At 67.8% G+C, this 26,600-nt stretch carries 24 protein-coding genes; 16 read left to right on the top strand and 8 right to left on the bottom strand.

Features of this window, described 5'->3' with window-relative positions; all coding sequences use genetic code 11:
- Positions 1-121 precede the first annotated feature (121 nt).
- The 8 genes from IPP98_09810 to IPP98_09845 all read left to right on the top strand — a co-directional run bounded on the left by IPP98_09810 (position 122) and on the right by IPP98_09845 (position 9,393).
- Positions 122-1,312 carry an acyl-CoA dehydrogenase family protein gene (locus IPP98_09810; protein MBL0179403.1) on the top strand — a complete coding sequence of 397 codons (1,191 nt, stop codon included), beginning with the start codon at positions 122-124 and terminating at the stop codon, positions 1,310-1,312.
- A gap of 140 nt (positions 1,313-1,452) precedes the next feature.
- On the top strand, positions 1,453-2,202 hold the full coding sequence (locus IPP98_09815) for an electron transfer flavoprotein subunit beta/FixA family protein (protein MBL0179404.1): 750 nt from the start codon (positions 1,453-1,455) through the stop codon (positions 2,200-2,202).
- Positions 2,203-2,204: 2 nt separating this feature from the next.
- On the top strand, positions 2,205-3,173 hold the full coding sequence (locus IPP98_09820) for an electron transfer flavoprotein subunit alpha/FixB family protein (GenBank protein ID MBL0179405.1): 969 nt from the start codon (positions 2,205-2,207) through the stop codon (positions 3,171-3,173).
- Positions 3,174-3,176: 3 nt separating this feature from the next.
- Positions 3,177-4,664 (top strand): L-aspartate oxidase, encoded by a 1,488-nt coding sequence (gene nadB / locus IPP98_09825; GenBank protein ID MBL0179406.1) that lies wholly within the window; start codon positions 3,177-3,179, stop codon positions 4,662-4,664.
- Between the two features lie 47 nt (positions 4,665-4,711).
- On the top strand, positions 4,712-5,656 hold the full coding sequence (gene nadA / locus IPP98_09830; GenBank protein MBL0179407.1) for a quinolinate synthase NadA: 945 nt from the start codon (positions 4,712-4,714) through the stop codon (positions 5,654-5,656).
- On the top strand, positions 5,649-6,512 hold the full coding sequence (nadC, locus tag IPP98_09835) for a carboxylating nicotinate-nucleotide diphosphorylase (protein ID MBL0179408.1): 864 nt from the start codon (positions 5,649-5,651) through the stop codon (positions 6,510-6,512). The genes nadA and nadC overlap by 8 nt, the downstream gene beginning before the upstream one ends.
- A 77-nt stretch (positions 6,513-6,589) precedes the next feature.
- Positions 6,590-8,215, top strand: coding sequence for a 4Fe-4S dicluster domain-containing protein (locus IPP98_09840; protein MBL0179409.1), 1,626 nt, complete (start codon positions 6,590-6,592; stop codon positions 8,213-8,215).
- The gene (locus tag IPP98_09845; protein ID MBL0179410.1) at positions 8,212-9,393 is read left to right on the top strand and encodes a GGDEF domain-containing protein; all 1,182 of its coding nucleotides are present in this window, start codon (positions 8,212-8,214) and stop codon (positions 9,391-9,393) included. The genes IPP98_09840 and IPP98_09845 overlap by 4 nt, the downstream gene beginning before the upstream one ends.
- On the opposite strand, the gene asd is transcribed toward IPP98_09845, so the two are convergent.
- Positions 9,373-10,425, bottom strand: a complete 1,053-nt coding sequence (gene asd / locus IPP98_09850) for an aspartate-semialdehyde dehydrogenase (protein MBL0179411.1) — start codon at positions 10,423-10,425, stop codon at positions 9,373-9,375. The genes IPP98_09845 and asd overlap by 21 nt on opposite strands.
- Before the next feature lie 357 nt (positions 10,426-10,782).
- Here asd and IPP98_09855 point away from each other — a divergent pair, with 357 nt between their 5' ends.
- A complete protein-coding gene (locus IPP98_09855) occupies positions 10,783-12,012 on the top strand; it encodes a hypothetical protein (protein ID MBL0179412.1) in 1,230 nt (409 codons plus the stop codon).
- A 598-nt stretch (positions 12,013-12,610) separates the two neighbouring features.
- Positions 12,611-13,189, top strand: a complete 579-nt coding sequence (locus tag IPP98_09860; protein MBL0179413.1) for a hypothetical protein — start codon at positions 12,611-12,613, stop codon at positions 13,187-13,189.
- 161 nt (positions 13,190-13,350) lie between these two features.
- Here IPP98_09860 and IPP98_09865 read toward each other — a convergent pair whose 3' ends face one another.
- The 7 genes from IPP98_09865 to IPP98_09895 form a co-directional block, all read right to left on the bottom strand.
- The gene (locus IPP98_09865) at positions 13,351-14,286 is read right to left on the bottom strand and encodes a TerC family protein (GenBank protein ID MBL0179414.1); all 936 of its coding nucleotides are present in this window, start codon (positions 14,284-14,286) and stop codon (positions 13,351-13,353) included.
- Positions 14,283-15,125, bottom strand: a complete 843-nt coding sequence (locus IPP98_09870; GenBank protein ID MBL0179415.1) for a M48 family metalloprotease — start codon at positions 15,123-15,125, stop codon at positions 14,283-14,285. The genes IPP98_09865 and IPP98_09870 overlap by 4 nt, the downstream gene beginning before the upstream one ends.
- Positions 15,126-15,350: 225 nt before the next feature.
- Positions 15,351-16,586, bottom strand: coding sequence for a molybdopterin molybdotransferase MoeA (locus IPP98_09875; GenBank protein MBL0179416.1), 1,236 nt, complete (start codon positions 16,584-16,586; stop codon positions 15,351-15,353).
- Between the two features lie 7 nt (positions 16,587-16,593).
- Positions 16,594-17,406: a hypothetical protein gene (locus IPP98_09880; protein MBL0179417.1), complete on the bottom strand. Its 813-nt coding sequence runs from the start codon at positions 17,404-17,406 to the stop codon at positions 16,594-16,596.
- 48 nt (positions 17,407-17,454) lie between these two features.
- On the bottom strand, positions 17,455-17,877 hold the full coding sequence (locus IPP98_09885; GenBank protein MBL0179418.1) for a 6-carboxytetrahydropterin synthase: 423 nt from the start codon (positions 17,875-17,877) through the stop codon (positions 17,455-17,457).
- Positions 17,878-17,887: 10 nt separating this feature from the next.
- Entirely contained in the window at positions 17,888-18,610 is a 723-nt protein-coding gene (locus tag IPP98_09890) for a hypothetical protein (protein MBL0179419.1), read from the bottom strand.
- Positions 18,611-18,627: 17 nt separating this feature from the next.
- Positions 18,628-20,181, bottom strand: a complete 1,554-nt coding sequence (locus IPP98_09895) for a 2,3-bisphosphoglycerate-independent phosphoglycerate mutase (GenBank protein ID MBL0179420.1) — start codon at positions 20,179-20,181, stop codon at positions 18,628-18,630.
- An 81-nt stretch (positions 20,182-20,262) separates the two neighbouring features.
- On the opposite strand from IPP98_09895, the gene IPP98_09900 reads away from it, so the two are divergent.
- The 6 genes from IPP98_09900 (at position 20,263) to IPP98_09925 (ending at position 26,580) form a co-directional block, all read left to right on the top strand.
- A complete protein-coding gene (locus IPP98_09900; GenBank protein ID MBL0179421.1) occupies positions 20,263-21,252 on the top strand; it encodes a hypothetical protein in 990 nt (329 codons plus the stop codon).
- A 15-nt stretch (positions 21,253-21,267) separates the two neighbouring features.
- Entirely contained in the window at positions 21,268-21,636 is a 369-nt protein-coding gene (locus IPP98_09905) for a hypothetical protein (protein ID MBL0179422.1), read from the top strand.
- A gap of 72 nt (positions 21,637-21,708) precedes the next feature.
- Positions 21,709-23,166 (top strand): IMP dehydrogenase, encoded by a 1,458-nt coding sequence (gene guaB, locus IPP98_09910; GenBank protein MBL0179423.1) that lies wholly within the window; start codon positions 21,709-21,711, stop codon positions 23,164-23,166.
- Positions 23,167-23,285: 119 nt separating this feature from the next.
- Positions 23,286-24,866, top strand: a complete 1,581-nt coding sequence (locus tag IPP98_09915; GenBank protein MBL0179424.1) for a sodium:calcium symporter — start codon at positions 23,286-23,288, stop codon at positions 24,864-24,866.
- Positions 24,866-25,042, top strand: coding sequence for a hypothetical protein (locus IPP98_09920; protein ID MBL0179425.1), 177 nt, complete (start codon positions 24,866-24,868; stop codon positions 25,040-25,042). The genes IPP98_09915 and IPP98_09920 overlap by 1 nt, the downstream gene beginning before the upstream one ends.
- Positions 25,039-26,580: an amino acid permease gene (locus IPP98_09925; GenBank protein MBL0179426.1), complete on the top strand. Its 1,542-nt coding sequence runs from the start codon at positions 25,039-25,041 to the stop codon at positions 26,578-26,580. The genes IPP98_09920 and IPP98_09925 overlap by 4 nt, the downstream gene beginning before the upstream one ends.
- The last annotated feature ends 20 nt before the right edge of the window (positions 26,581-26,600 follow it).

Raw genomic sequence — 26,600 nt, forward strand, 5'->3', positions numbered from 1 at the left:
ACTGAAACGCAATCGTGGGTCACCTTTCACCGTTCACGTTTCACGTCCCGAGTTGCCCCCCTCACCCCTCACCCCTCACCCGACTAAATTGGCCCCCGCACCCTCTCGGAGGCCGTATTTCATGGCAGGTTCGTCGGAATTCACTGGGGTCGACTTCTACGACATGGACGCCCTCCTCTCGGAGGAAGAGCGCGCCGTGCGCGATACCGTGCGCTCCTGGGTCGACGACCAGCTGATGCCGGTCATCGGGGAGTGTTACCTCGAGGGCCGGTTCCCGAAGCAGTTGATCCCCGGGATGGCCGAGCTGGGGCTCTTTGGCGCCAATCTGCCCGAGGAATACGGCTGCGCCGGGCTGAACAACGTCGCCTACGGCCTGATCATGCAGGAGCTCGAGCGGGGCGACAGCGGCATCCGCTCCTTCGCCTCGGTGCAGGGTGCTCTGGTCATGTACCCGATCTACGCCTTCGGGAGCGAGGAGCAGAAGAAGCATTGGCTGCCGAAGCTCGCTGCCGGCACCGAGATCGGCTGCTTCGGGCTGACCGAGCCCGACTACGGCTCGAACCCCGGCGGGATGATCACCACTGCGCGCGAGACCGCCGACGGCTGGGTGCTCAACGGCACCAAGATGTGGATCACCAACGGCTCGCAGGCCACCGTCTCGATCATCTGGGCCAAGACCGGCGACATCGACGACCAGAAGAGCATTCGCGGCTTCATCGTGCCGACCAACACCCCCGGCTTCACGGCGAAGGACCAGAAGGGGAAGCTCTCGCTGCGCGCCTCCGACACCAGCGAGCTGCACCTCCAGGACGTCCACGTCCCGAAGGAGGCGTTGCTGCCGAACTCCGGTGGGCTCAAGAGCCCGCTGATGTGCCTCACGCAGGCGCGCTACGGCATCGCCTGGGGCGGGGTCGGCGCGGCGATGGCGTGCTACGACGAGGCGCGCCGCTACGCCGCGAACCGGGTGATGTTCGGCAAGCCGATCGCCGGGACGCAGCTGCAGCAGGAGCGCCTGGCCGAGATGCTGACCGAGATCACCAAGGCGCAGCTGCTCGTGCTGCAGCTCGGCCGCCTCAAGGACGAGGGGAAGGCCACGCCGTCCCGCGTCTCGCTCGCCAAGCGCAACAACGTCAACATGGCGTGCGAGTGCGCCCGCGAAGCCCGCCGCCTGCTCGGCGGCAACGGCATCCTGGTCGAGTATCACTCGATGCGTCACATGGCGAACCTTGAGAGCGTGTACACGTACGAGGGGACGCACGACATGCATTCGTTGATTTTGGGGCAGGAGATTACGGGGATCGCTGCATACTGATGGTTCAGTAAGAGTCGTTAGTCGTTAGTCGTTGGTCATTGGAGTGGTCCCCTCATTTCGCGGGATTCGCTCAGAATGACACCCCTAACGACCAACGACTAACGACTAACGACTTTCTTTCAGCAGGGAGCTCCACGCACGTGAAAATTGCCATCTGCCTCCGCCGCGTCCCCGATACGACCGCGAAGATCGCGATCGCGTCGAACGGCACGTCGATCGACGAGACCGGGGTGAAGTTCGTCCCGAATCCGTATGACGAATACGCCCTCGAGGCCGGAATCGCGCTGCGTGATGCCGCGGGTGCCGGCGAGACCGTCGTGATCGCCTTCGGCGGCGACGCCGTGCAGGAGACGATGCGGACGGCGCTCGCGATGGGCGTGGACCGTGGCGTGCACCTGCAGGGGACGCCGTCGGCCGACGGCCTCGCCAACGCGCGCGTGCTCGCCGACCACCTGCGGGACGGCGGCTACGACCTGATCCTCTTCGGCAAGGTCGCCGTCGATGACTATGGCCAGCAGACCGGCGCCATGGTGGCCGAGTTGCTTGGCCGGCCCTGTGCGACCGCGATCACCGCGCTCGTCGTCGAGGGCGGCACCGCAAAGGTCACGCGCGAGGTCGAGGGCGGGGTCGAGTCGGCGCACTGCGCGCTGCCGGCTGTCTTCACCTGTGACAAGGGGCTCAACACGCCGCGTCTCCCCGGCCTCAAGGGGATCATGGCCGCCAAGAAGAAGCCGCTCGACATCGTGCCGACCACGGCCGGTGATTCGCGCGTCACCATCGTCTCGCTCGCGCTGCCGCCGGAGCGCCAAGCGGGGCGGATCGTCGGCGAAGGGGCGGCCGCCGTGCCGGCCCTGATGGCCGCACTCACGACTGAAGCGAAGGTGCTCTGACCATGGCCGACATTCTCTGTGTGATCGAACAGCGGGGCGGCGCGGTCCGGAAGGGCGCCAATGAACTCCTCACGGCGGCGCGCCAGCTCGCCGACCAGCTCGGTGGGCGCGTCGACGCGCTGGTCTGCGGTGTCGGCAGCGTCAATGGCATCGACGCCCTCGGCGCCGCAGGCGCGGACCGTGTCCTCACCGCCTCGCACGATGCCTTTGCGCAGTACGCGCCCGAGGCGATCGTCGCGACGGTGCAGTCGGTGGCCGGGCAGTACGCGGCGGTGCTCCTCGCCGCGACGGCGACCGGCAAGGACCTCGCGCCGCGCCTCGCCGCCGCGATCGACGCCCCGTGCGGGATGGATGTGACCGCCGTGACCGCGGTGAACGGCGCCGTGCGCGTCGTGCGCCCGGTCTATGCCGGCAAGGCGATCCAGACGCTCGAGTTCAGCGGCACCGCCGTGGTCGCCGTGCGGCCGGGCGCCTATCCCGCCGCCGCCTCGGGCAAGGCCGGCGCCGTGGAGTCCGTGGCGGTGCCGGCGTTCACGCCGCGGCTCACGGTGACCGGTATCGCCGCGCCGGAGAAGGCGACGCTCGATGTGGCCGAGGCGCGCGTGGTGGTGGCCGGTGGCCGCGGCCTCGGCGAGCCGCAGCACTTCGGGCTGCTCGAGGCATTGGCTGCGGCGTTCGGGGGCGAGGCCGCCGTCGGCGCGTCGCGTGCGGTGGTCGATGCCGGCTGGATCGAGCATGGCGCGCAGGTCGGCCAGACCGGAAAGACGGTCGCGCCCGAGCTCTACATCGCGGTCGGCGTGTCGGGCGCCATTCAACACCTCGCCGGGATGCGCACGGCGCGCACGATTGTCGCGATCAATCGGGACAAGGACGCACCGATCTTCAAGGTGGCCGACTACGGCATCGTGGGCGACCTCTTCGAGGTGGTTCCCGCGTTGACCGCGGCGGTGAAGGCAGCCAAGGGGCAGTAGCGGTTGTCGCGTCCCCTCGTCGTCGGCACCGGCATCGCCGGGCTCTGGTCTGCCTGGCGACTCGCTTCGGAGGGCCATGCGGTCCTCCTGGTGACGAAGGGGACGCTGGCCGACTCGAACACGGCGTGGGCCCAAGGGGGAATTGCGGTTGCCATGGGCGACGGCGATTCCCCCGCGTCGCATGCGGCCGACACGATCGCCGCGTCCGGCGGGCTCACCGATCCGGAGGCCGTCGACGTCCTCGTCAATGAAGGCCCCGATCGCATTCGCGAGCTGCTTGGCCTCGGTGCCGAGTTCGATCGGGCGCCCGATGGGTCGCTCCGCTTCGGGCTGGAGGCGGCCCACTCGCACGCGCGGATCATCCATGCCGAGGGCGATCGGACGGGGGCGGTGCTCGTGGCGGCGCTCAGTCGGGTGGTACGCGCCGACCCGCGCATCGAGCTGCGCGAGTCCACCCGCGTCCGCCGCCTGGTGATGCACGAAGGTCGCGTGATCGGGGCGATCCTCCTCGACACCGATGGTGACGCCACGGCGGTGGCCGCGCCCGCCGTGATTCTCGCGACCGGCGGCGTGGGGCAGCTCTTCGAGGTGACCACCAATCCGCCCGTGGCGACCGCCGACGGCTGGGCCCTTGCCTCGGCGGTCGGCGCCGAGCTGAAGCACATCGAGTTCCTGCAGTTCCACCCGACCGCATTGCACCTGCCGGGCGTCAATCCGGCGCCGCTCCTCACCGAGGCGTTGCGCGGTGCCGGCGCCTTGTTGGTCGATGGCGCCGGGCGACGCTTCGCCTTCGATGCCGACCCGCGCGGTGAACTCGCCCCGCGCGACATCGTGGCGCGCGCCGTGGCCGGTCCGTCGTTGCGGGGCGAGGCCTTCCTCGACGCGCGGCACATCACCGACGTCGAGTCGCGCTTCCCCGGCGTCGCGGCGCTGGTGGCCCACCACGGCCTCTCGCTCAGCGCGGACCTCCTGCCGATCGCGCCCGCGATGCACTACGCCATGGGGGGCATCCGGACCGACCTCGATGGCGCCTCGACCGTCCCGGGACTCTGGGCCGTTGGCGAATGTGCCCAGACCGGTGTGCACGGCGCCAATCGACTCGCGTCCAACTCCCTGCTCGAAGGGCTGGTCTTCGCCGATCGTGCCGGCCGTGCCGTGAGCACCGAATTGGCGGCACGGGCCTGGCGCCCGGCGTCATTCGCTCCGGCACCCGACGATGCCGACCATGGCCCGGAGCAGGGCGGTGGCGCGCTGCTGACGGCAATGCGTCGCTGCATGACGCACGATGTCGGCCTGTTGCGCACCGAGCACGGACTCGCCGAAGCGGAACTCGCGCTGGCCGACCTGCGCGACGCCGTGCCGCCAGGCGCCTGGCACGTCGCCGACCAGCTTCGCATCGCCCTGCTGATCGCGCGGGGCGCACGCCGCCGCCGCGAGAGTCGCGGTGGGCATCGCCGCACCGACTTCCCGAACCCGCGGAGTACCTCGTGACGAAGGCCTTGCCCGTCATCGAAGCCGGCACCGATTCGCCCGAGCAGATCGTCGCCCTCCAGGCGGAGATTCGCGCCCTTGCCGTCGAGAAGCACGCGATCATCCTCGCCCACAACTATCAACGGGCCGAGGTCCAGGATGTGGCGCACTTCGTCGGCGACTCGCTCGGCCTCTCGCGGCGTGCCGCCGGCGTCACCGAAGATGTGATCGTCTTCTGCGGCGTGCACTTCATGGCCGAGACGGCCAAGGTGCTGGCACCGGAGAAGGCGGTGCTGCTGCCGGACCTCGATGCCGGCTGCTCACTCGCCGACACGATCACGCCGGAGGAAGTGCGTGGCTGGCGTCAGGACTTTCCGGACTATGTCGCGGTCGGGTACGTCAACACCACCGCGGCGGTGAAGGCGGAACTCGACTACTGCTGCACCAGCGGCAACGTCCTCGAGGTGATCGACGCGATCCCCGAGGAGAAGGGCATACTCTTCCTCCCCGACATGTTTCTCGGGGCGCATGTCCGCCGGATGCGCCCGCACCGGCGCGTCGAGGTGTGGATGGGGGAGTGCCACGTGCACGCCGGGATCGACATCGCCAACCTCGAGGCGGCGCGCGCCGCGCACCCCGGCGCCGAAGTGCTGGTGCATCCCGAGTGCGGCTGTGCCTCGCGCCTCCTCTATCGGATGGCCGATGGCGACCTGCCGCCCGAGGGGATCCACATCGCCTCGACGGAAGGAATGATCCAGCTCACCAAGACGCTCGCGGCCGACACCTTCATCATCGCGACCGAGACGGGGATCATCCACCGGATGGAACAGATGGCACCCGGGAAGACGTTCGTTGCGGCCGATCGCGCCGCCGAGTGTGCCTACATGAAGACGATCACGCTGCAGGACGTGCGCGATGCGTTGCGGCATCACCAGTACGAGATCGACGTGCCGGCCGAGATTCGTACCCGCGCGAAGCTCGCCATCGACCGGATGGTGGCGCTCGGTGCGTGATCCCCGCGCGCCGGGTGTGGTGGCCGCCGACGCGGCGCGCGTCGCCGCGCTCGCCCTGGCCGAGGATGGCATCGTGGATGTCACCTCCAGCGTCACCATCGCCGAGGGACAGCACGGTGTCGGCGTGATCGAGGGCCGTGCGCCGCTGGTGGTCGCCGGCCAGGCGTACGCCGATGCCGTCGTCGCGGCGTGCGGGCTCGATCCTGTTGCCTGGTCCGTCACGGATGGCGACCGCCTCGCCGGGCCCATGGTGCTCGGCACGATGCGCGGTCCGCTCCGTGCGATCCTCCGCGCCGAGCGTCCGCTGCTCAATCTGCTCCAGCGCGCCTGCGGCATCGCCACGATGACGCGGCAGTATGTCGACGCCGTCGCAGGGACGAACTGCCGGGTGCTCCACACGCGGAAGACCACTCCGGGACTCCGCACCTTCGAGGTCGCCGCGGTGCTCGCCGGCGGTGGCGCGCTGCACCGCACGGACCTGGCCACGACCCTGATGGTGAAGGACAATCATTGGCAGGCGTTGCGCGCCTCGGGGCGGAGTCTCGCCGGCGCGTTGGCCGAGGCGGCGGCTGGCGGGGTGACCGGGCTCCAGGTCGAGGTCGAATCGATCGAGCAGCTCGACGAGGCGGTCGGGGCCGGGGCGACCCGGCTCCTGATCGACAACCAGACCCCGGAAACGGTGGGCGAATGGGCCGCCAGTGCCCGCGCCGTCCGCCCCACCCTCGAGATCGAGGCCACCGGGGGCATCACCCTCGCCACGATCCGGGCCTATGCGTTGGCCGGGGCGGACTTCGTGTCGACCGGGGCGCTGACGCATTCGGTGGTGGGGGCGGATCTGGGGCTGGAAATTCGATGATCGATAATCGATGGTCGATCATCGATCATCGAATCGCCCCTATATTTACGGCTTAACCCTGTTCCGGAGCTCCCCCCGTGGGCGTTGTCCTCCCCGTTCGCCACCAGCCGTCGCTCCCCGCCACCATGATCCGGGCGGAGACGCCCCATCCCGAGGCGATCGAGCTCGATGTCCTGGTGGTCGGGGCCGGCCCCGCGGGGCTGTCGTGCGCCATCAAGCTGGCGCAGGCGAATCCGGAGCTCGCCATCGGCGTGCTCGAGAAGGCTGGCGCCCTGGGGGAGCATTCGCTCTCCGGTGCCGTCATCAACCCCTCGGCCTTCCGCGCCCTCTTTCCCGACCTGAAGGATGCGGACTTTCCCTTCCGCCAGCCCGTGGCCGGTGAAGCGGTCTACTACCTGACCGAGGGGGGCGCGACCAAGCTGCCGACGCCGCCGACGATGAGGAACCACGGCAACTTCGTCTGCTCGCTCTCCGAGGTCGTCCGCTGGCTCGGCGACAAGGCGGAGGCGATGGGGATCAACATCTTCCCCGGTTTCCCGGCCGAGTCGCTGCTGGTCGACGGCAAGCAGGTGATCGGCGTGCGCACCACGCCGGGCGGCCTGGATCGTGACGGACAACCGACGGATGTTTTTCAGGAGACGACCGACCTCACCGCGCGCGTGGTGGTGCTCGCCGAGGGATCGCGGGGTCCGCTGTCGCAGGCATGGCGCGAGTGGCAGGGGGTGAGCTCGCCGAATCCGCAGATCTTCGCGCTTGGCGTGAAGGAAGTCTGGGAGGTCACCAAGCCGCTCGACCGCGTCATCCACACGCTGGGCTGGCCGCTGCCGAGCAACGCCTTCGGTGGCTCGTGGTGCTATCCGATGGGGCCGAATCAGGTCTCGATCGGACTCGTCGTCGGCCTCGACTATCACGACGCCTCGCTCGACGTGCACGAGTCGCTGCAGCGGATGAAGCTGCACCCGCTCTTCAAGGCGATCCTCACCGGCGGCACGATGCTGGAGTGGGGCGCCAAGACGATTCCGGAGGGCGGCTTCTATTCGCTTCCCGAACGGCTCTTCGGCGACGGCGTGGTGATGATCGGCGACACCGCCGGCTTCGTCGACGTCCCATCGCTCAAGGGGATCCATTACGCGATGGAGTCGGGGATGCTGGCGGCGACGACGATCGTCCAGGCGCTGGCCACCGAGGGACGCGTGCCGGCCGAGCGGCTCGCCGGCTATGACGTTGCCGTGCGGCAGTCGCGGATCGTGAAGGACATGCACAAGACGCGCAACATGCGCCTCGCCTTCAAGGACGGCTTCATTCCCGGTGCGATCAAGGCGGGGCTGATGACGGTGACGGGCGGGGCGTTCCCCGGTGGACGGATCGCGATGCCGGCCGATGCGGAGGCGCCGCGCGCCAGTGGCCCTGGCGTGCCGTTCACGCCCGACAACGTCCTCACCTTCAGCAAGGTCGACGCCGTCTTCAAGTCGGGCAACGCCACGCGCGACTCGATTCCGTCGCACCTGATCGTCGGGCGCGACGTGACGGGTGAGGTCGCCGACTTCTATGCCGCGCTCTGTCCGGCCGGCGTCTACGAGCGCGATGGCGACACGCTGCGGGTCAACGCCCCGAACTGTGTCGACTGCAAGGCCACCGACGTGCTCGGCCCGCGGTGGACGCCACGCGAAGGGGGCAGCGGCCCCAAGTACCGGCTGATGTGACCACACCGGTCGCGCGGCGCAGCACGCTGGCCCGACTCGGCGCGTGGATCACCTCCCCGCCCGACGAGGCCTTTGCCGATGCGGCACGGGACGGCGAGCTGCTGGTGGCGCGCGTGCGCACCTGGCTCACCTTCTTCCTCCTGCTCGCCCCGATCCTCTCGCTCTTCCTCGAGCCCGGTGACGCGCAGCATTACGTCGGGCTCGGCGTCACGCTCATTGCGGTCGCCGTGGCCGTCGTGCTCGAGCGGTTCATCCAGAGCCACACCTATCGGCAGGGGATCGCCTTCGTCTCGTCCACCGTGGACGTCTCGCTGGTGTCGATGTCGCTCTTCGCGTTCTGGCTGGTGCAGCGCCCGATCATCACCACCAACTCGCGCGTGGTCTGGGAAGCGTACCTGATCGCCATTGCCGCCTCGGCGCTGCGCTACGACCAGCGCGTCACGCTGGTGACCGGCATCATGGCGGCGGCCCAGCACATCGGCCTGTCGGTGCTCACCTGGGCCACGCACCGCGGCGACGGCCTGCTCGTGGGCAGCGAGGAGTACGGTGCCTTCTCCTGGGCCGCGCAGGTGTCGCGACTGGTGATCATCGGCGCGATGACCGTCGTCGCGCTCTCGATTGTCGGCCGCACGCAGCGCCTGCGGCGGATGAGCACCAACGACCGACTCACCGGCCTCTTCAACCGGCTCTACGCCGAGGAGTACCTGGTCAACGAGGTCCTGCGGACGGCGCGCACGCGGAACGCCCTCGTGGTGGCGCTGCTCGATGTCGATCGCTTCAAGGAGTTCAACGACAGCCACGGCCATGCCGCCGGTGACGCCGCGCTCCGCACGCTCGCGACGGTGCTGAAGGACCGGCTGCGGCGCAGCGACATGGTGGCACGCTATGGCGGGGAGGAGGTCCTGATCGTGCTGCCGGGTGCCGATGTCGAGAGCGCCCTCGACGCACTCGATCAGGTGCGCGTGGCCGTGGGGCTCACCGACATCACGCTGCCGAAGGGCGGGACGGCGCGGGTCCAGGTCTCGATCGGGATGGCGGCATGGGGTGTCGATGCACGCACGATGGACGGCTTGCTCGAAATCGCCGATGCCCGGTTGTATGAGGCCAAGGCAGCGGGCCGGAACCGGGTCGTCGGTCCCGGCACCGAAGGGATGCTGTCACTCTTCGAGCAGGCCTGACGCCACCAGCAGCTCGGCATTCTGGACCGCGGCACCGGCCGCGCCCCGCACCAGATTGTGCCCCAACGCGACCAGCCGCAGATGATGCAGCGGGCAGGGCCGCACGCGTCCCACCGTGACGGTCATCCCGCGGCCCCGATCGAGATCGAGCCGTGACTGCGGCCGGTCCGGGCGGTCATCCACTTCCACGGGCAGGGCCGGCGAGCTCGGCAGCGTCGGCACCGGGTCGGCCCCTCGGAAGGCGCGCAGCGTCGCGATCGCCTCGGTCGGCGTCGGTGCGGTTTCAAATTCCAGCGACGCACTCACCATGTGGCCATCGACCACCGGGACGCGATGCACCATCGCGCTGGTCACGATCTCCGCCTCGACGATCCGCTCCCCGTCCACCCGGCCCAGGATCTTCCGCAGCTCCGCCTCGATCTTCTCCTCTTCGCCGCCGATCAACGGGATCACGTTGCCGAGCAGGTCGAGCGACGGCACCCCCGGATATCCCGCGCCCGACGCGGCCTGCAGCGTGGCGACGACCGCCTTGCGGAGCCCGTAGGCACGGTGCAGCGGCGCGATCGCCGTGACCAGCGCGGCGGTCGAGCAGTTGGGGTTCACGACGATCGCACCGGTCCATCCGCGTTCACGCTGCTGACGTGCCAGCAGCGACAGGTGGTCGGCGTTGACCTCGGGGATCAGCAACGGGACGTCATCGGCCATCCGGAACGCGGACGCATTGCTCACCACGAAGACGCCCGCGTGCGCGAAGGCCGGCTCCACCTCGCGTGCCACGGAAGCGTCGAGGGCCGAGAAGGCAATCCGGACGCCGGCAATTGGCGCCACAGTCGTGAGCCGCATCTCGGCGATATGCTCGGGGAGCGGCGTCAGCTCGCGCCAGCGCACTTCGTCGCCGAAGCGCTTGCCGTCGCGCGCCGCCGAGGCGGCCAGCTGGACGATCTCGAACCAGGGATGCTCCGCGAGGAGCGCGATGAACTTCTGGCCGACGGTGCCAGTGGCGCCGAGGATGGCCACGGGGAGCTTGGTCATGGAGAGAAGCTACACCGTGGACGGTCAACGGCGAACGGTGAACGGGGGCGCGGCCAAAGGCCGCGCTGGGTGAGGAGTGAGGGGGGCGCAACGAGGAGTGAGGGGTGAGGAGTGAGGGGGACGAAACGAGGAGTGTCATCCTGAGCGAAGCCCGCGCAGCGGGCGAAGTCGAAGGACCTCTCGGAGGACGCCAGCGTCAGCACGATCTTGCGAATACGGTGGGAGTACCCTGTCGGCCCGCGTCGAGGCCATGGGGCCCTGATATGGCGCCATTCACTTGCGAATAGCGCAGCGGGGGGGGGTAGAGTAGTCGGCAGTCGCCCATGACGCGACCCCCTTCCTCCCCAGGACTCCTCATTGGCCAAGCTTCCTTCCGTCGGCTCCGAAACGCCCGACCTACGCCCAACCGTTCCAGTTTCCAAGAAATTCTTTGCCATCCTCGCTCTCGTGCTGTCGACGGCATGCGGGAGCGAGACTGTGGTCTCGCCGCCGGTTGAGGGGTACCGGTCGATTCGGACGATTGGTCGGACCGCAGAGGACCCGGCAGGAGCGATGCTGGGGGTCGGCTGCCGAGTCGCCACGGCTGCAGGCGATTCCACGACCATTCGGTTCGCCCCGCGCTCGGGCCGACCCCAGCTGTTCGACTGCGCGGGCATTGCCACTGATTCTGTCGAGGCAGCAACGCGCCGATATCTTTACGCCGCGATCGCGGCCGAGGGTGATGCCTTCCTCATGGCTGGGGTCTTCTGGCCGATCTGGCGCGAGTGGTGTGTGCCATCTGCAGGCTGGTGGCAGTCCGACGGGACATGGTACCTTCCGCCGAACGGAACCTTGGACGCCTGCGTCATGAAGTTGACATACACATACGTCGCAGATGGAGGATCGGGGGAGGAGGAGTGGCGGGAGTGGCCGCGGCTGCCGTTGCCAGGTGGTAGCGGGGGGCCTGGCGGCGGCGGAAGCAACTCTGTGACTCCGATTGCCCAGGATACCGCGAACGCCGGCGTCTCGGACTCCATGACGACGTGTGATCCCAATGATGATCCGCCGTACGCCCCGACCGGACTCGGCGATTCCGCGCGAGCTGCATTGAACAAGTTGAAATGCCTGCAAATTCTCGAAGATTCCCAATGGACGACGGTGACGACCATGCGGACGGAGGCGAATGCCTATCTACGCTCGCAGGAGTCAATGACAGATACATCTGCGGTGCGTCAATGCAGAGCGATCCTCAACGCCGTCGACACCTTGATCGCCAACCGAGGAATCTTTCTGGGCCGGGACACGACGGTGTCGGAGGGCGACCTCCGACACAATGCTCAGGGATATGACGGCAGCGGAGTCATGCACTTTGATCCGGATTACTGGAGCGCGAACAGGAAGAATGTTGGGGGACGCTGGCTGTTGTTCCAAAGCCTCCTGCACGAGGCCGTGCATGCGATCATAGCCCCCCGCGAGGGTCAAAGCGGAGCCGGCGTCATAGGCGGCCACGGTCCGAAGAACAACCCCAATCCCGCGTATGCCACGTTTGAGTATTTCAAGTTTATCGAGGTCGCCGGGCCGAACTCATGCCTCATTCCCGTCACGTGAAATGGAGTTTTGCGCTCGTCGTCCTAGCTGTCGCCCTAGGCTGCTCGCAGGCGGGACCTCCCGCACGTACTCCCGACGCGGTTGCCGAGACGGACATCGAACGGCTTCGGCTCCGCAACTATCCGAACGCACTGATGCTGTTGGGCAACTTTCTTCGGCTCCGTCAGTCCGCTATTCCGGAGGAATTCGTCACGGTCGTTTGTAACCCTCACATCCCCGTAACGGGCGAGTGGGTCAAGATGGCTGCGGAGAGACGCTGGGCCGATTCGATTGTGCGCGAGCCACAGTGTGGTCCCCTCCCCCGACCAACCGGTGCGTATCGGACGATCGTGCACCTCGACTCGATCGTCATCGGACGAGAGAGCTCATATGTTCGGGCGAGATCGCTGCGAGGGTGGAACGGAGAGGGTTCGGTCCCCTACCGCGAGTGGCTGACGGAGCGGCTCGTGTGGCACCATATGCAGATTCCAGGGCAATTCTTCTTCACGGTGTCGGGATGGAATTCAAGTCGCGACCAACCTAGGTAGCTCGTATCCCCCAGCCCTTTCGGCAAACTTTCCGCGACGCAGCCTACGCGGCCGGCATCGCCTGGGGTGCCGTGCTGGCCGCTGCCCTGATGTATGCCACTGCGATCGTGATCTGGCCGGAGTTGGATGGCCGGAGGGCGGAGGGTGGCGATGCCGCATCCCTGTTCTCGTCGTGGAGCTTCGGATTGCTCACCTTCCCGACGGGAGCCCATCTCCTCACCCTGATCGCCCTGCTGTCGGCGCTGGGGTTCCGGAAGGTCACGCCGGGAATCGTCCGTGACCTGACGATTCCGTTCGCTGCGTTCACCGCCCTCGCGATGTCGGTGGGGTGGCTCTCGACCGACATTCTCCCCTGGCTGGCGCTGGGTGTGGTGCTTATGGCGGTTCTTCTCCGAGGTCCGCCGAGCCTGGCGTGCTTCCCGCACGAGCCGAATCCCGCTGCTCGCGTGCATCGCATGGTGCTTGGCGCCGGCCTGATGGGTACACTTGCGGCGCCGCTGCTCGTTGCCTGCCGCACGCTCGTTGCGACCCTGACTGACCCGCGCGCCTACGCGAAGTACTGGATCGGCGAAACGATCGTCACGTACCTGTGGGGCGGAAGCTTGTTGCTGGCGGCGGCGATGGTTGGGGCGCTCGTTGGCGCCGCTTGACCTCGGCGGCGGCCACGTGCGACGGCGCTTTCCTAAGGAGCAGGTCCTTCGACTTCGCGCGGGCTTCGCCCCCGCTCCGCTCAGGATGACATTGCTCCGGAATGCTCACCCCTCACCCCTCACCGCGCATTGACATGCGCGGCTGAAAACCCGTTCCCCGTTCACGCCGCTTCTGAAGCCGTCTTCCGCATCGACAACCACACCGACGCCGCCAGTGTCACCACGATCACGGCCAGGGAGGCCACGATCGGCAGGTGGACGTAGCCGGAAATCGTCATCTTGATGCCGACGAAGACCAGGATCAGTGCCACCCCGGCCTTGAGGTAGTGGAAGCGGTCGAGCATGCCGGCCAGCAGGAAGAAGAGCGCGCGGAGACCGAGGATCGCGAAGATGTTCGACGAGTAGACGATGAACGGATCCTTGGTCACCGCGAAGACAGCGGGGATCGAGTCGATCGCGAAGACCAGGTCGGTGGACTCGACCACCAGCAGCACCAGCAACAGCGGCGTGGCATACCACCGCGCGTGGCTGCGCGTGAAGAACTTCTCGCCGTCATAGGCCGCGGTAAAGGGAAAGAGCTTCCGCGCCAGCTTCACGATCGGGTTCTTTTCCGGCTCGATCCGGTCCTCGCCGTCGCTCCGGAACATCCGGATCCCGGTGATGATGAGGATGCCGCCGAAGACGTAAATGATCCAGGTGAAGCGCTGGAGGAGGAGCGCCCCGAGCCCGATCATGATCGCCCGCATGATGATCGCGCCGACGATGCCCCACTTCAGCACCTTCGGCTGCAACTCCGACGGCACGGCGAAGTACTGAAAGACCAGGATGAAGACGAAGAGGTTGTCGACCGAGAGCGACAGCTCGATCAGGTAGCCGGTGAGGAACTCGAGGCCATGGGCCGAGCCCTCGCGATACCAGAGGAAGCCGCAGAAGAGCAGCGCGAGGGCGACCAGCGAGCCCGACCAGCGGGTCGCCTCGCGCGTGGTGAGGACATGCGAATGGCGGTTCAGGACCCCGAGGTCCAGCACCAGCAGCACCAGGATGACCAGCGTGAAGCCGATCCAGACGGCTGGCGGATGGACGCTCAGGTCGGTCATGCTGCTACCCGTTCCGCATCAAACGCCAGGAGCGCTGCGACGCGCTCCTCGGTCGGCGGGTGGGTGCTGAAGAGCTTCGCCAGTCCGCCGGCCTTCAGCGGATTGACGATCGCCAGCGCCGCCAGCGAGGGCGAGACCGGCAGCGGCAGCTGCTTCGCCATCGCGTCCATCCGGGTGAGGGCCTGCGCCAGCGGGCGCGCCTTGCCGACGATCTCGGCGCCGGTCCGGTCGGCGGCGAACTCGCGCTGCCGCGAGATCGCGAACTGCAGCATCATCGCGACGAACGGTGCGAGGATCATGAAGGCGATGTCGCCGATCCCGCCACCATCGTCGTCATTGCGCCGCATCACGCTGCCCGCCAGCCACGGCAGCACGCCGATCATCGAGCCGATCCCGGCCGCGATGGTCTGGATCAGCATGTCCTTGTTCTTGATGTGCGCCAGCTCGTGCGCGATCACGCCGGCGAGCTCGTCGCGCGGGAGGGCCTTCAACATCCCCTCGGTGACGGCGACGATCGCCTTGGCCTCGGAACGACCGGTCGCGAAGGCATTCGGCTGCGCCGACGGAATCAGCGCCACGCGCGGCATCAGGAGTCCCGCGCGCTGACGAAGTTCGTCGACCATTGCGACCAGGTCGGGCGCCTCGGCGGACGTCACGATCCGCGCGCCGTACCCGCGCATCACCATCTTGTCGGAGAACCAGAACGAGACGAACGCCATGATGACGCCGATCGACCCGCCGAACATCAGGCCCGTGGTCCCACCCACCAGCTGCCCGCCCACCATCAGGATCGAGATGAGGCCGGCCAGCAGAATGAACGTCTTGGCACTGTTGACCATGGTGCTTCCTCCTGCAAATGAACGAAGGCGAGACTTCGCCGCCCCCGTTCGAACGGGTGGTGACGAAGGTCTCGCCTGAACAGCCGTACTGGCTTTCCCGGGGCACCGTGCACACCGGAGGTGTGCAGTCTTGACGATGCCGCCGACCGCCTGAACTCCGGCGGTTGGGCTACTCCCCTTCTGAGCGGTGAAGGCTAAGGGCGGGGACCTCGCCAATCAACTCCATCAAGGGAACGAGATCGCCTCCAGCGCGGTTCCGGCGGGTACCACACCCTGGCCCGCCGGGACGCACACCAGGAACTCGGCCCCCCGCATCGTAGTCATCAGCGCGGACCCGACGGGCCCCGTGGCCCGGAGCAGGGGGGTCACGAGGTGGCCTGCTCCCTGGCGACTGGCGCGGAAATAGAGGTCCAGTACGGCGTCCCGTTCCACGTCACTGTCCAGCGTGACGGGGAGCGCCGGCCGTCGGGGGGCGGTGTCACCGAGGAGTCGGCGGATCGTCGGCCGCACGAAGAGGGTGAACGTCACCATGGCCGAGACCGGGTTGCCGGGGAGGGCGATCCAGACGCGGCCATCTGGCAGTCGTGCCGCCGTGGTCGGCCCGCCCGGCCGCAGCAGGACTCGCCGAAAGAGGAGGCGCGCGCCCAGCCGTTCCAGGACCGCGGGCACGTGGTCGTGATCGCCAACGGAGACGCCGCCCACTGTGACGAGCAGTTCCGCGCTGGCCGCGTGGCCGATGGCGGCGATGAGCGCATCGGGGTCATCGGGGACGGGGCCGAGTGGCAGGGGCGTCGCCCCGGCGAGATGGGTCAGCGCGGCGAGGGTCGGCGTGTTGCTGTCGGCGAGTCGGCTGCCAGCACGGACCGGTGCGGGGTCGTCGAGCGAGGCGAGTTCGTCGCCACTGCTGATGATCGCGACGAAGGGGCGTCGGTGCACGGGTGGCGTGGTGATCGCGAGGGCGGCGAGCAGCGAGATCTCGCCGGGTCCGATGTCGTGGCCACGCGGCAACACGACCACGCCGGCCGCGACGTCGCTGCCGGCACGGCGCACATGCCGACCGAGATCACGGTCGTCGTGGATGCGCACCACTTCCGCTCCGCGATCGGTGTCTTCCTGGCGGATGATCGTGTCGGCACCCTCCGGCACCGGACCACCGGTGAAGATCCGCATCGCCTCGCCGCGGGCGAGTGCCCGCGGCGCGGTGGCCCCGGCCGCGATGTGCGCGACGACCGGTAGCGTGGCGGGGTGGTCCTGCGAGGCTCCGCGCACGTCCTCGCCGTGCACGGCATAGCCATCCATCGCGGCGTTGGTCCATTGCGGCAGCGCGAACGGTGCCGTGACGTCCTCGGCGAGCACACCGCCGAGTGCCTCCGCCAGCGGCACAGGCACGCTCGGCAACGGCGCGACCTCGGCGAGAATCGCCGCGACCGCGTCGTCGACGCTCAGACGAATGGCAGCCATCACTCCCTCAGTACCGTCGGCCTCGTCGCTTCTCGAGCACGATGTCGAAACCGACGAGAATCGAGGGGAGCGTCTTCCAGACCGAACCCGTCTGCGGTGGCGCACCTTGATAGATCGAGGGCCCGGTCACGACCGGCAGTCGCAGGGCGGTGTAGCGCAGCTCGGCGCGGAACTGGTACCCGGGTGAGGACGAGGTCGCGATCCCGACCATCACCGAGCCGGTGGGCCGCAACTGGCCGCCGCCCGCCTGGGGATAGATGGTGAAGGCGGTGTCGCCGAAGGCGCCGATCGTGGCCACTGTCCGCACCGTCCCGCGGAGCGCCAGCGCCACGCCTGCCACGCCGCGCACATACGGCTGGATCCAGCCGCGGCTCACGGGGCGCAACACCAGCCCGCCCGCGAGCGAGACCGCGGAGGCCGGACGTTCGTAGTTCCGCAGCGTGGTGCAGACGAGTCGATTGAGCGGGTCACCACTTGCCGTGACGAGGGTGCAGTCGTCCACCGTACCGAGGCCAAGGTAGTTCACCTCCGCGGTGACCCCGAGATTGCCCTTCGGATACCAGGTGCCGGTCCCTGCAAAGGTGATGTTCGACCGGATGCGTCGCTTCAAGCCAAAGACGTCCACCGCTTCGGTGGTGGTGAGAATCGGTTGCGCCGGGACGGACCAGAGATCGGTGCCACCAATCCACCCGGCAGCGACACCGATGACGAGTCGACTCTGGTCGCCGGTTGCCTGCGCCGCGGCGCGCACCGGGGGCAACGCCAGCAGCGCGAGCAACGCACCGCACAGGGCGAATTGCCTCGAGGGAAGATCACGCATCGCAGCCTCCGGGGGGAACGACAGATCGAGCTCGACAAAGGCAGGGGTTCAGGCGGGTCCGCGGCACTCGGCCCAGAGGGTGGCGTCCTCGGCCACCAGCACGCGCTCCACTGACACGTCAGCCGGGAGACGTTCGGCGACTCGCGCAAAGCACCACGCGGCGATCGCCTCACAGGTCGGCAACTGCGCACCCGGCGCGAACGTCGGGACCGCCTCAGCAAGATGGCGGCCCGCCAACGGGGCCGCGACTGTTTCGGTAAGGATCGTGTCAAGCAGCGGCAGGTCGATCACCATCTGCGTGTCGGGGTCGAGCGGACCGGCGACGGTGACCTCGACGCGATAGAGGTGCCCATGTCCGGGAGCGGCGCTGGTCCAGCCGAAGCGCCGCGCATTCTCGGCCTCGCTCCACGCCGGCTTGTGGTAGCGATGGCGGGCGTGAAAGCTGAGTACCCGCGTCAGCGAGCAGCGCATCGGTCGATCGTCAGAATTTGATCCCCAAGCCGAAGAGCAACGCGGGCACCGGCGTGTACTCGCCGCTCTTGCCGGTCGGGTTCACGGCGTTCGGATTGTCGGTGGTGCCCGGTGCCTGCGCCGGTTCGTCGGCGTAGGAGTTCGGGTACTTGAGGTTCCAGAGGTACGCACGCGCCTCGACCTTCAGGAACAGCCGCTGGCCGAGCATCAGCCGCGACCCGACATTCGGCGCGAAATAGAGCTTGGTGCCGAAGGCATAGCCGGAGGTGTCCGCCGCCGGCGTCTTCGCCCCGTGCACCAGCCCCAGGCCGACGCCGGCGTATGGAGCGAAACCACGCCACGTCTTGCCGCCAGTGAGATTCAGCTGGAGCGTGAACTCGCCCCCGATGAGGCGGTGGTCGATCGGACCTGACACCCGCGTCGCGGGCGACTTGTCGGCGTCCACGATGTAGCGTTGCGCGGACGCCGTCCAGGCGCCGAGCGCAAGCTGCAGCGAGTGATTGCCGCGGAAGTTCAGCCGCGCCCCCATGATCCGGCCGTCCTGCGGCCCGACCTTGAGCGGCCCGCCATTGCCGAAGAGCTGGCCGCCCTGGAGTTCGAGCGTCTGGCCGAAGCGGATCTCGCGGAACGGCGACTCGGCAGGGAGGTACCCCACCTGTGCCACGGCCGAGGCGGCGGGAAGGCAGAGCGCCGCGAGGGCGATCAGGGCGGAACGGCGACGGGTTGAGCGCATCAGCACCAAGCTACACCTCAGGCGAGCAGAAGGGATCGGCCGGTCATCTCGGCGGGCTGGTCGATGCCGAGCAATCCGAGAATGGTAGGCGCCACGTCGCAGAGCGCGCCACCTGCGGCGCGGAGCGGGGCGTCGTGCCCGACGGTCAGGAACGGAACGAGGTTGGTCGTGTGGGCCGTGTGCGGCCCCCCGGTGACCGGGTCGATCATCATCTCGGCATTGCCGTGGTCGGCAGTGACCAGGACTCGGGCGCCCACCGCGTCGGCCGCCGCCAGCACCTGCGTCAACGCATGATCGACCGTTTCGACGGCCTTGATCACGGCGGGGATCACCCCGGTATGCCCGACCATGTCGGCGTTGGCGAAGTTCGCGAGGAAGAAGTCGTGCTCGCGACGACCCAGGGCGCGGCAGAGCACCTCGGCAATGCCGGCGGCGCTCATTTCCGGGGCGAGGTCGTAGGTCGCCACCTTCTGCGACGGAACCAGCTCGCGCTCTTCCCCGGCCCAGGGCACTTCATTGCCGCCGTTGAAGAAGTAGGTGACGTGCGGGTACTTCTCGGTCTCGGCGGTGCGGAATTGCGTGCGCCCGATCTCGCTCAACGTCTCCGCGAGAATCTTCGCCATCGAAAACGGTGGAAAGGCGGAGGGAATCGGGAATGTCTGGTCGTACTGCGTCATCGTGGCAGCGGTCAGCTGCGGCCGATCGGAAACGTCGAAGCCATCAAAGCTCGGGATGCAGAGCGCACCGACGAGCTGGCGCATCCGATCGGAGCGATAGTTGACGAAGAAGATCCCGTCGCCATTCCGGAGCGTCGCGACCGGTGCGCCGTTCGCGGTCATCACCAGCGGCTTGATGAACTCGTCAGTCTCGCCGCGGTCATACGCCTCGCGCACCGCCGCGAGCGGATCGGCGACGTGGAGTCCGACACCATGCACCATGGCATCGTACGCCAGCTTCAGCCGTTCCCAGCGTCGATCGCGGTCCATGGCGAAGTAGCGGCCAACCAATGAGGCCAGGACGGTGCGCCCGCCACCGAACTTCGCCATGTCCTGCTGCAACCCCGCCACCACCTCGATGCCCGAATTCGGGGGAGAGTCGCGGCCGTCGAGGAATCCGTGGATGGCGATGCGGGGGACGCCGAGGCGGATGGCGGCATCGATGGCGGCCCGCAGGTGGCCATCGATCGCGTGGACTCCGCCCCAGCCCAGCAGGCCAGCCAGGTGCAGGGTGCTGTCGGCGCGAACCACGGCCGCGCAGACCGCGGCGAAGGCCGGGAGGGCGATGAACTGGTCGCGGGCGATGGTCTGGTTGATCCGGACGAGATCCTGAGGGACGACCCGGCCGGCCCCGAGGTTCAGGTGGCCGACTTCGCTGTTCCCCATCTGCCCTTCGGGGAGCCCGACGGCGAGGCCGCTGGCATTCAGCAAGGTGCGCGGGGCGCGGGCCACGAGGCGATCCCAGGTCGGGGTGTTCGCCATCGCGATCGCGTTGCCGTAGGTCTCCTCGCGCCATCCCCAGCCGTCAAGGACGACCAGCACCACGGGCGCGGACTGCTTGCGGGCGTTTGACATGCTCCTCCGCGACGTCTACACTCTCAATCCGTGATCGGCGCGCCGCAATCTACCCCTGCCAGAATCTGCCTACCAGCCTGCATGTTGCTGCTGTGGGCCGCCTTGGCGTGCCCCTCGGCGCCGCTGGCCGCGCAGGCGTCTGGAGCGGCCCGGATCGGTACCGAGACCGAGTTCCAGAAGGAACCGAATGGGGCCGTCCTCGGCCGTGTCATGGTCGGGACGACGGTCACGACGCTCGGCACCAAGGGCAACTGGTCCGAAGTCCGCTTTGACGGGTGGATCGCCGCCAAGGCGCTGCGCGATGACCGTCGGGACGGCTACGACGTGGCGGTGGCGCTCTCTGCGGGGAGCACGCTGCGCGGCGCGGCAGGCAACGGCGCCACCGTGGCGACGGTACGGGCCGGCGCCCTGCTGAAGCGGCTTGAGACCAAGGGCGAATGGGTGCGGGTGCAGCGTAGCGCCTGGCTTCTCCAGAGTGCGCTCAAAGCGGCGGACTCCAAGGTTGCTGTCACGCCACCCGCGGCTGCGGCGACTCCCGCACCCGCGCTGGTGCCCAAGGTCGACTCGAGCGGGAAGCCTGGCGTCACGACACTCAGCGCTGCGGCCACCCTCTCGGCGACCTCCGGCGGTGCCCCGGTGGCCACCCTCGAAGCCCCGATTCCGGTCACGGTGCTGGAACGGAAGGGGGGGTGGGCCAAGGTCCAGCTCGAGGGGTGGGTCCGCGAGGGAAGCCTGGGCGAGGGGCTCGGGGGCACGGGACCATCGGCGGCCGATATTCGCGCCAATCCTGATCGGTACCTCGGGCAGACGGTCGAATGGACCATCCAGATCCTCTCGATCCAGAAGGCGGACGAGCTGCGGCCCGAGCTTCCCCCCGGCCAGCCCTATGTGCTGGCGCGGGGGCCGATCCCTGAAACCGGATTCGTCTACCTGGTCGTCAGTGCCAAGGACGCCGAGCAGTTCCGCGCCATGGAACCACTCGCCAAGCTTCGCATCCGGGCGACGATTCGTGCCGGCCGCAGCCGCTTCCTCCCGACCCCGGTGCTCACCTTCGTGCGCCGGCTCGACTGAGCCCCGGAGGGGCCCGTGAACGAACAACTCCGCGACCGGATCCTCCGTCGCCTCGACACGCTGCCTGACGAGCGCGGCCTGCAGCTGCTCGACTATGTCGAGTTTCTCGAGAGCAAGTATGCCGAGCGCTCGGCGCCCTCGAACCTCTTCGCCCGCTTCAGCGACAGCGTCCAGGACACGATGCGCGCCGGGAAGCTGCCGCTCGACGCCATTTCGGGCACCGTCGGCTTCCTCGATTCGGCCTCCAAGGTGGTGAAAGGGCTCTCGGCGGCGGCATCTGCGGTGGTCGAGGAGGCCTCGAAGACCGCGCAGACCCTTACGACACCGTCGGCACCCAAGGACAACCCGCCCGCCGTGCCGCCAGAGCGCGCCGGGCCGGGTTGATCGAACCCGGCGCGGGGCGCTAGGTTTCGGGATGATTCCCTCCTGCATGCTGCAGGCTCCGGCAGGCGACGCGTGAGCCGCATCCGCTCGACCCCAGGCCTGACGTTCGACGACGTCCTGCTGGTCCCGCGCCACTCGCTGGTGCACCCGCGGCAGGTCTCGACCGCCACCCGTTTCACCCGCGCGATCCCCCTCCACATCCCGCTCCTCTCCGCCGCGATGGATACCGTCACGGAATCCGAGATGGCGATGGCGATGGCGCGCGCGGGCGGAATCGGCGTGATCCACAAGAACATGTCGATCGATCGACAGGCTGCGGAGGTGGACCGCGTCAAGCGCAGCGAGAGCGGGATGATCCTCAACCCGATCACGCTCGGGCCCGATCGTCCGATCCGCGAGGCGCACGCGCTGATGCGGCGCTTCAAGATCTCCGGCGTGCCGATTGTCGATGGCGACGGCCGCCTGATCGGCATCATCACCAATCGCGACCTTCAGTTCGAGCGGGCGCTCGATCGGCCGATCGCCGAGGCCATGACGCGCGACGGGCTGGTGACGGCGCCGATCGGCACCACGCTTGATGAAGCCGAGGCCATCCTGGCGCGGCACCGGATCGAAAAGCTGCCGGTCGTCGATGGGACCGGCGTGCTCAAGGGCCTGATCACCGTCAAGGACATCTTCAAGCGGCGCGATCACCCCGACGCCAACAAGGACAGCCATGGGCGCCTGCGCGTCGCCGCCGCGGTTGGCGCGGGTGCAGAGGCGATGGTCCGTGCGCGCGCGCTGCTCGACGCCGGCGCCGACGTGATCGTGGTCGATTCGGCCCACGGTCACTCGGAGGGTGTGCTCGAGACCATCGCTGCGCTGCGCGACGCCTATCCCGACGCCCAGCTCGTCGGCGGCAACGTTGCGACGGAAGCGGGCGCCCGGGCGCTGGTGGAGCGCGGTGTCGATGGCATCAAGGTCGGCATCGGCCCGGGCTCGATCTGCACCACGCGCGTCGTCACCGGCGTCGGCGTGCCGCAGATCACGGCGATCATCGATGCAGTGCGCGGCGCGGGTGACGTGCCGGTCATCGCCGATGGCGGCATCAAGTATTCGGGCGATGTGGTGAAGGCACTCGCCGCCGGCGCGGCCTCCGTCATGATGGGCTCGATGCTCGCCGGCACCGAAGAGAGTCCGGGCGAGAGCATCCTCGCGGAGGGGCGCCGTTTCAAGATGATCCGCGGCATGGGCTCGCTCTCCGCCATGCAGGATGGCTCCGCCGATCGCTACTTCCAGGAAGGCGAGGTCTCGGCCTCGAAGATGGTCCCCGAGGGGATCGAGGGGCGGGTCCCCTACAAGGGTCCGGTCGCCGACGTCCTGTTCCAGATGGTCGGCGGGTTGCGGAGCGGGATGGGGTACTGCGGCGTCGGCGACATCGTCACGCTCTGCAGCGAGACCGAGTTCATCCAGATCACCTCGGCCGGCCTGCGCGAGTCGCACCCGCACGACGTGACCATCACGCGAGAAGCACCCAACTACCAGAAGTAGGCCAGCGAGGATCGATCATCGATGATCGATCCTCGATGGTTGCCAACGCAGCTCCGTAGGATTGCGTACCACCCCTGTTTCCTCCACCATTGCGTCTTCCCTAACCCCCAGAGGCCTCTGTGGCTGAAACCGTGCAACGCGAGCAATGGGGCTCGCGCATCGGCCTGATCCTCGCCATGGCAGGCAATGCCGTCGGGCTCGGCAACTTCCTCCGCTTCCCGCGCCAGGCGGTCGACAACGGCGGCGGGACGTTCATGATCCCGTACTTCATCGCCTTCCTGCTCGTCGGCATCCCGCTGATGTGGATCGAGTGGGGTGTCGGTCGGTACGGCGGCGTGCGCGGACAGGGAAGCACTCCGGGGATGTTCGACGCCCTCTGGAAGAACCCGGTCGCCAAGTATCTCGGCGTCCTCGGCCTCTTCATGCCGATCATCGTGCTGATCTACTACTGCTACATCGAGTCGTGGACGCTGGCGTGGACCTTCTTCTCGGCCACGGGCCAGACGCAGGGGCTCGACCAGGCCGGGATGGCCTCGTTCTTCAAGTCGTACGTTGACCTGCAGAATGGCACCGTGCACGGCTTCTGGGTGCCGTTCGGCTTCTTCTTCGCCACGGTGGCGGTGAACTTCTGGGTCGTCAGCAAGGGTCTCACGGCGGGCATCGAGAAGCTGGCGAAGATCGGCATGCCGATCCTCTTCATCTTTGCCGCGATCCTCGTGGTCCGCGTGCTGACGCTCGATCCGGTCACCATCACCCACGATGGCATCACCACGACGCAGGGACCGATGGACGGCCTGCGCTTCATGTACACGCCGGACTGGTCGGCGCTCGGGTCGCCGAAGGTGTGGCTCGCCGCGACGGGGCAGATCTTCTTCACCCTCTCGGTCGGCATGGGTTCGCTGCAGGCCTACGCGTCGTACCTCACCAAGAAGGACGACCTCACCCTCTCCGGCATCGCGACGGCCGCGACGAACGAGACGGCCGAAGTCGTGCTCGGTGGGTCGCTGGCGATTCCGGCGGTGGTGACGTTCTTCGGTGTGGCGGGTGCGGTGGCGGTGGCGAAGGGTGGCTCGTTCGACCTCGGCTTCATCTCGATGCCGCTGGTGTTCAATAACCTCCCGGGCGGGCCGGTGGTGGCCGCGATCGCTGGCGTGATGTGGTTCGGCCTCCTCTTCTTCGCCGGCATCACCTCGTCGGTATCGATGGCGACGCCGGCGCTGGCGTTCATCGAGGAGAACTTCGGCTGGACGCGGAAGCGGAGCGCCTGGACGCTCGCCGCAGTGGCTGTGCTTCTCGGCTGTCTGCACATCGTCTACAACACGCGTGGCTTCCTCGACGAGTGGGACTACTGGGCCGGCACCTTCGGCCTCGTGATCCTCGCGCTGGTCGAGACGGTCATCTTCGTCTGGATCTTCGGGCCGGACAACGCCTGGAAGGAGCTCCACGAGGGCGCCGCCTGGCAGATTCCGAAGTTCTACAAGCCGATCATCACCTACGTGACGCCGCTCTTCCTGATCATCATGATGCTCTGGTGGACGGTGCAGGACGCGATTCCCACGCTGATGATGACCGGTGTGCCGGCCGAGAATGTCCCGATCAAGTGGGCGTCGCGCGGCCTGATGCTGCTGATCCTCGTCTTCGAGCTCTGGCTGATCAAGAAGGCCTGGGCGAAGAAGGCCCTCAAGGGAGGGACCGCCTGATGGATACGCTCGCCACTGCGGCAGGGACGCTGCCGCCCAACACCCTCGGGACCAACGCCTTCATCTTCGTGGCCTTGGCGTGGACCTTCGTGCTCGGCCTGATGCTCTGGTCGTTCCGGAAGCTGATGGCAACGCCCGAGAACGAGAAGTTGCCGCCGGCAGGCTCGATCCCGTGAGCCTGTTTCGCACCAAGTCGCTCACCGCCCTCCTCCCGGAGGACGGTGAGCCGACCCTCAAGCGGTCGCTCACGGCGTCCAATCTCGTGCTCCTCGGGATTGGCGCCATCATCGGCGCGGGAATTTTCGTGCTGACCGGCACGGCGGCCGCCCAATACGCCGGGCCGGCCGTCGTGATCTCGTTCATCATTGCCGGACTCGGCTGTCTCTTTGCCGGACTCTGCTACGCCGAGTTCGCCTCGATGATTCCGGTGGCCGGGTCGGCGTACACGTACGGTTACGCGACCCTTGGTGAACTGGTCGCCTGGATCATCGGCTGGGACCTGATCCTCGAATACCTCTTCGCCGCGTCGACCGTGGCCGTGGGTTGGTCGGGGTACTTCACCGCGTTCCTGTCGTCGGTCGGCCTGCACATCCCGGCCGCCTTCGCCGGGGCACCGTTCTCGGTCGAGGGGACGCACACGCTGGTGCGCTCGCAGTTGTGCGTGGACCCAGCCACGGGCGGCGTCGCCGTCGATGCCGTGACGCGCACCGCGGTCGCGATCGGCAGCTGCGTCTCGAGCGGCTTCGAAGTGCATCAGGGCATCATCAATCTCCCCGCAATGGTGCTGGTACTGATGGTCACGGCGTTGCTGGTGATCGGGATGAAGGAATCGGCCCGCTTCAACAACATCATCGTCTTCGTCAAGTTGGCGATCGTCTTCCTGGTGATTGCCTTCGGCATCAAGTACGTCAACACCGCCAACTGGCATCCGTTCATCCCGCCCAACACCGGCGAGACCGGTCACTTCGGCTGGAGCGGCATCCTCCGCGGTGCCGGCGTGATCTTCTTCGCCTACATCGGCTTCGATGCCGTCTCGACCGCGGCGCAGGAAGCGAAGAACCCCCAGCGCGATCTCCCGATCGGGATTCTCGGGTCGCTCGCGGTCTGCACCGTCCTCTACATCGCCATGGCACTGGTGATGACCGGGATGGCGCACTACAGCGAGCTCAACGTCTCGCACCCGGTCTTCGTCGCCATCCAGAAGGCAGGCCCGGCACTCGCCTGGCTCGGCTTCCTGGTGAACGTCGGCGCCATTGCCGGCCTCGCCTCGGTGGTGCTGGTGATGCTCATGGGTCAGCCGCGCATCTTCTACGCGATGTCGCGCGACGGTCTCCTGCCGAAGGTCTTCGGCAAGGTGCACCCGAAGTACGGCACGCCGTGGATCGCCACCATCATCACGGGTGTGGTCGCCGCCGCGGTGGCGGGGATGTTCCCGATCGCCCTCCTGGGCGAGCTCGTGTCGATCGGCACGTTGCTGGCGTTCGTGATTGTCTGTGGCGGCATCTGGGTGCTGCGCGTCCGGCGACCGGAGCTTGAGCGCCCCTTCCGGACGCCGTGGGTGCCGCTGGTGCCGATGCTTGGCATAGCCGTGTGCGGCTACATGATGTACGGCCTGCCAATCGATACCTGGATCCGGCTCGGGGTGTGGATGGCCCTGGGTCTCCTGATCTACTTCGGCTACGGCATCCGTCACTCGCGGTTGCGGGACTCCTGACAGCCCGCGGTTCGACTATT

It is taken from the genome of Gemmatimonadota bacterium, assembly GCA_016720805.1.
GTDB lineage: Bacteria > Gemmatimonadota > Gemmatimonadetes > Gemmatimonadales > GWC2-71-9 > Palsa-1233.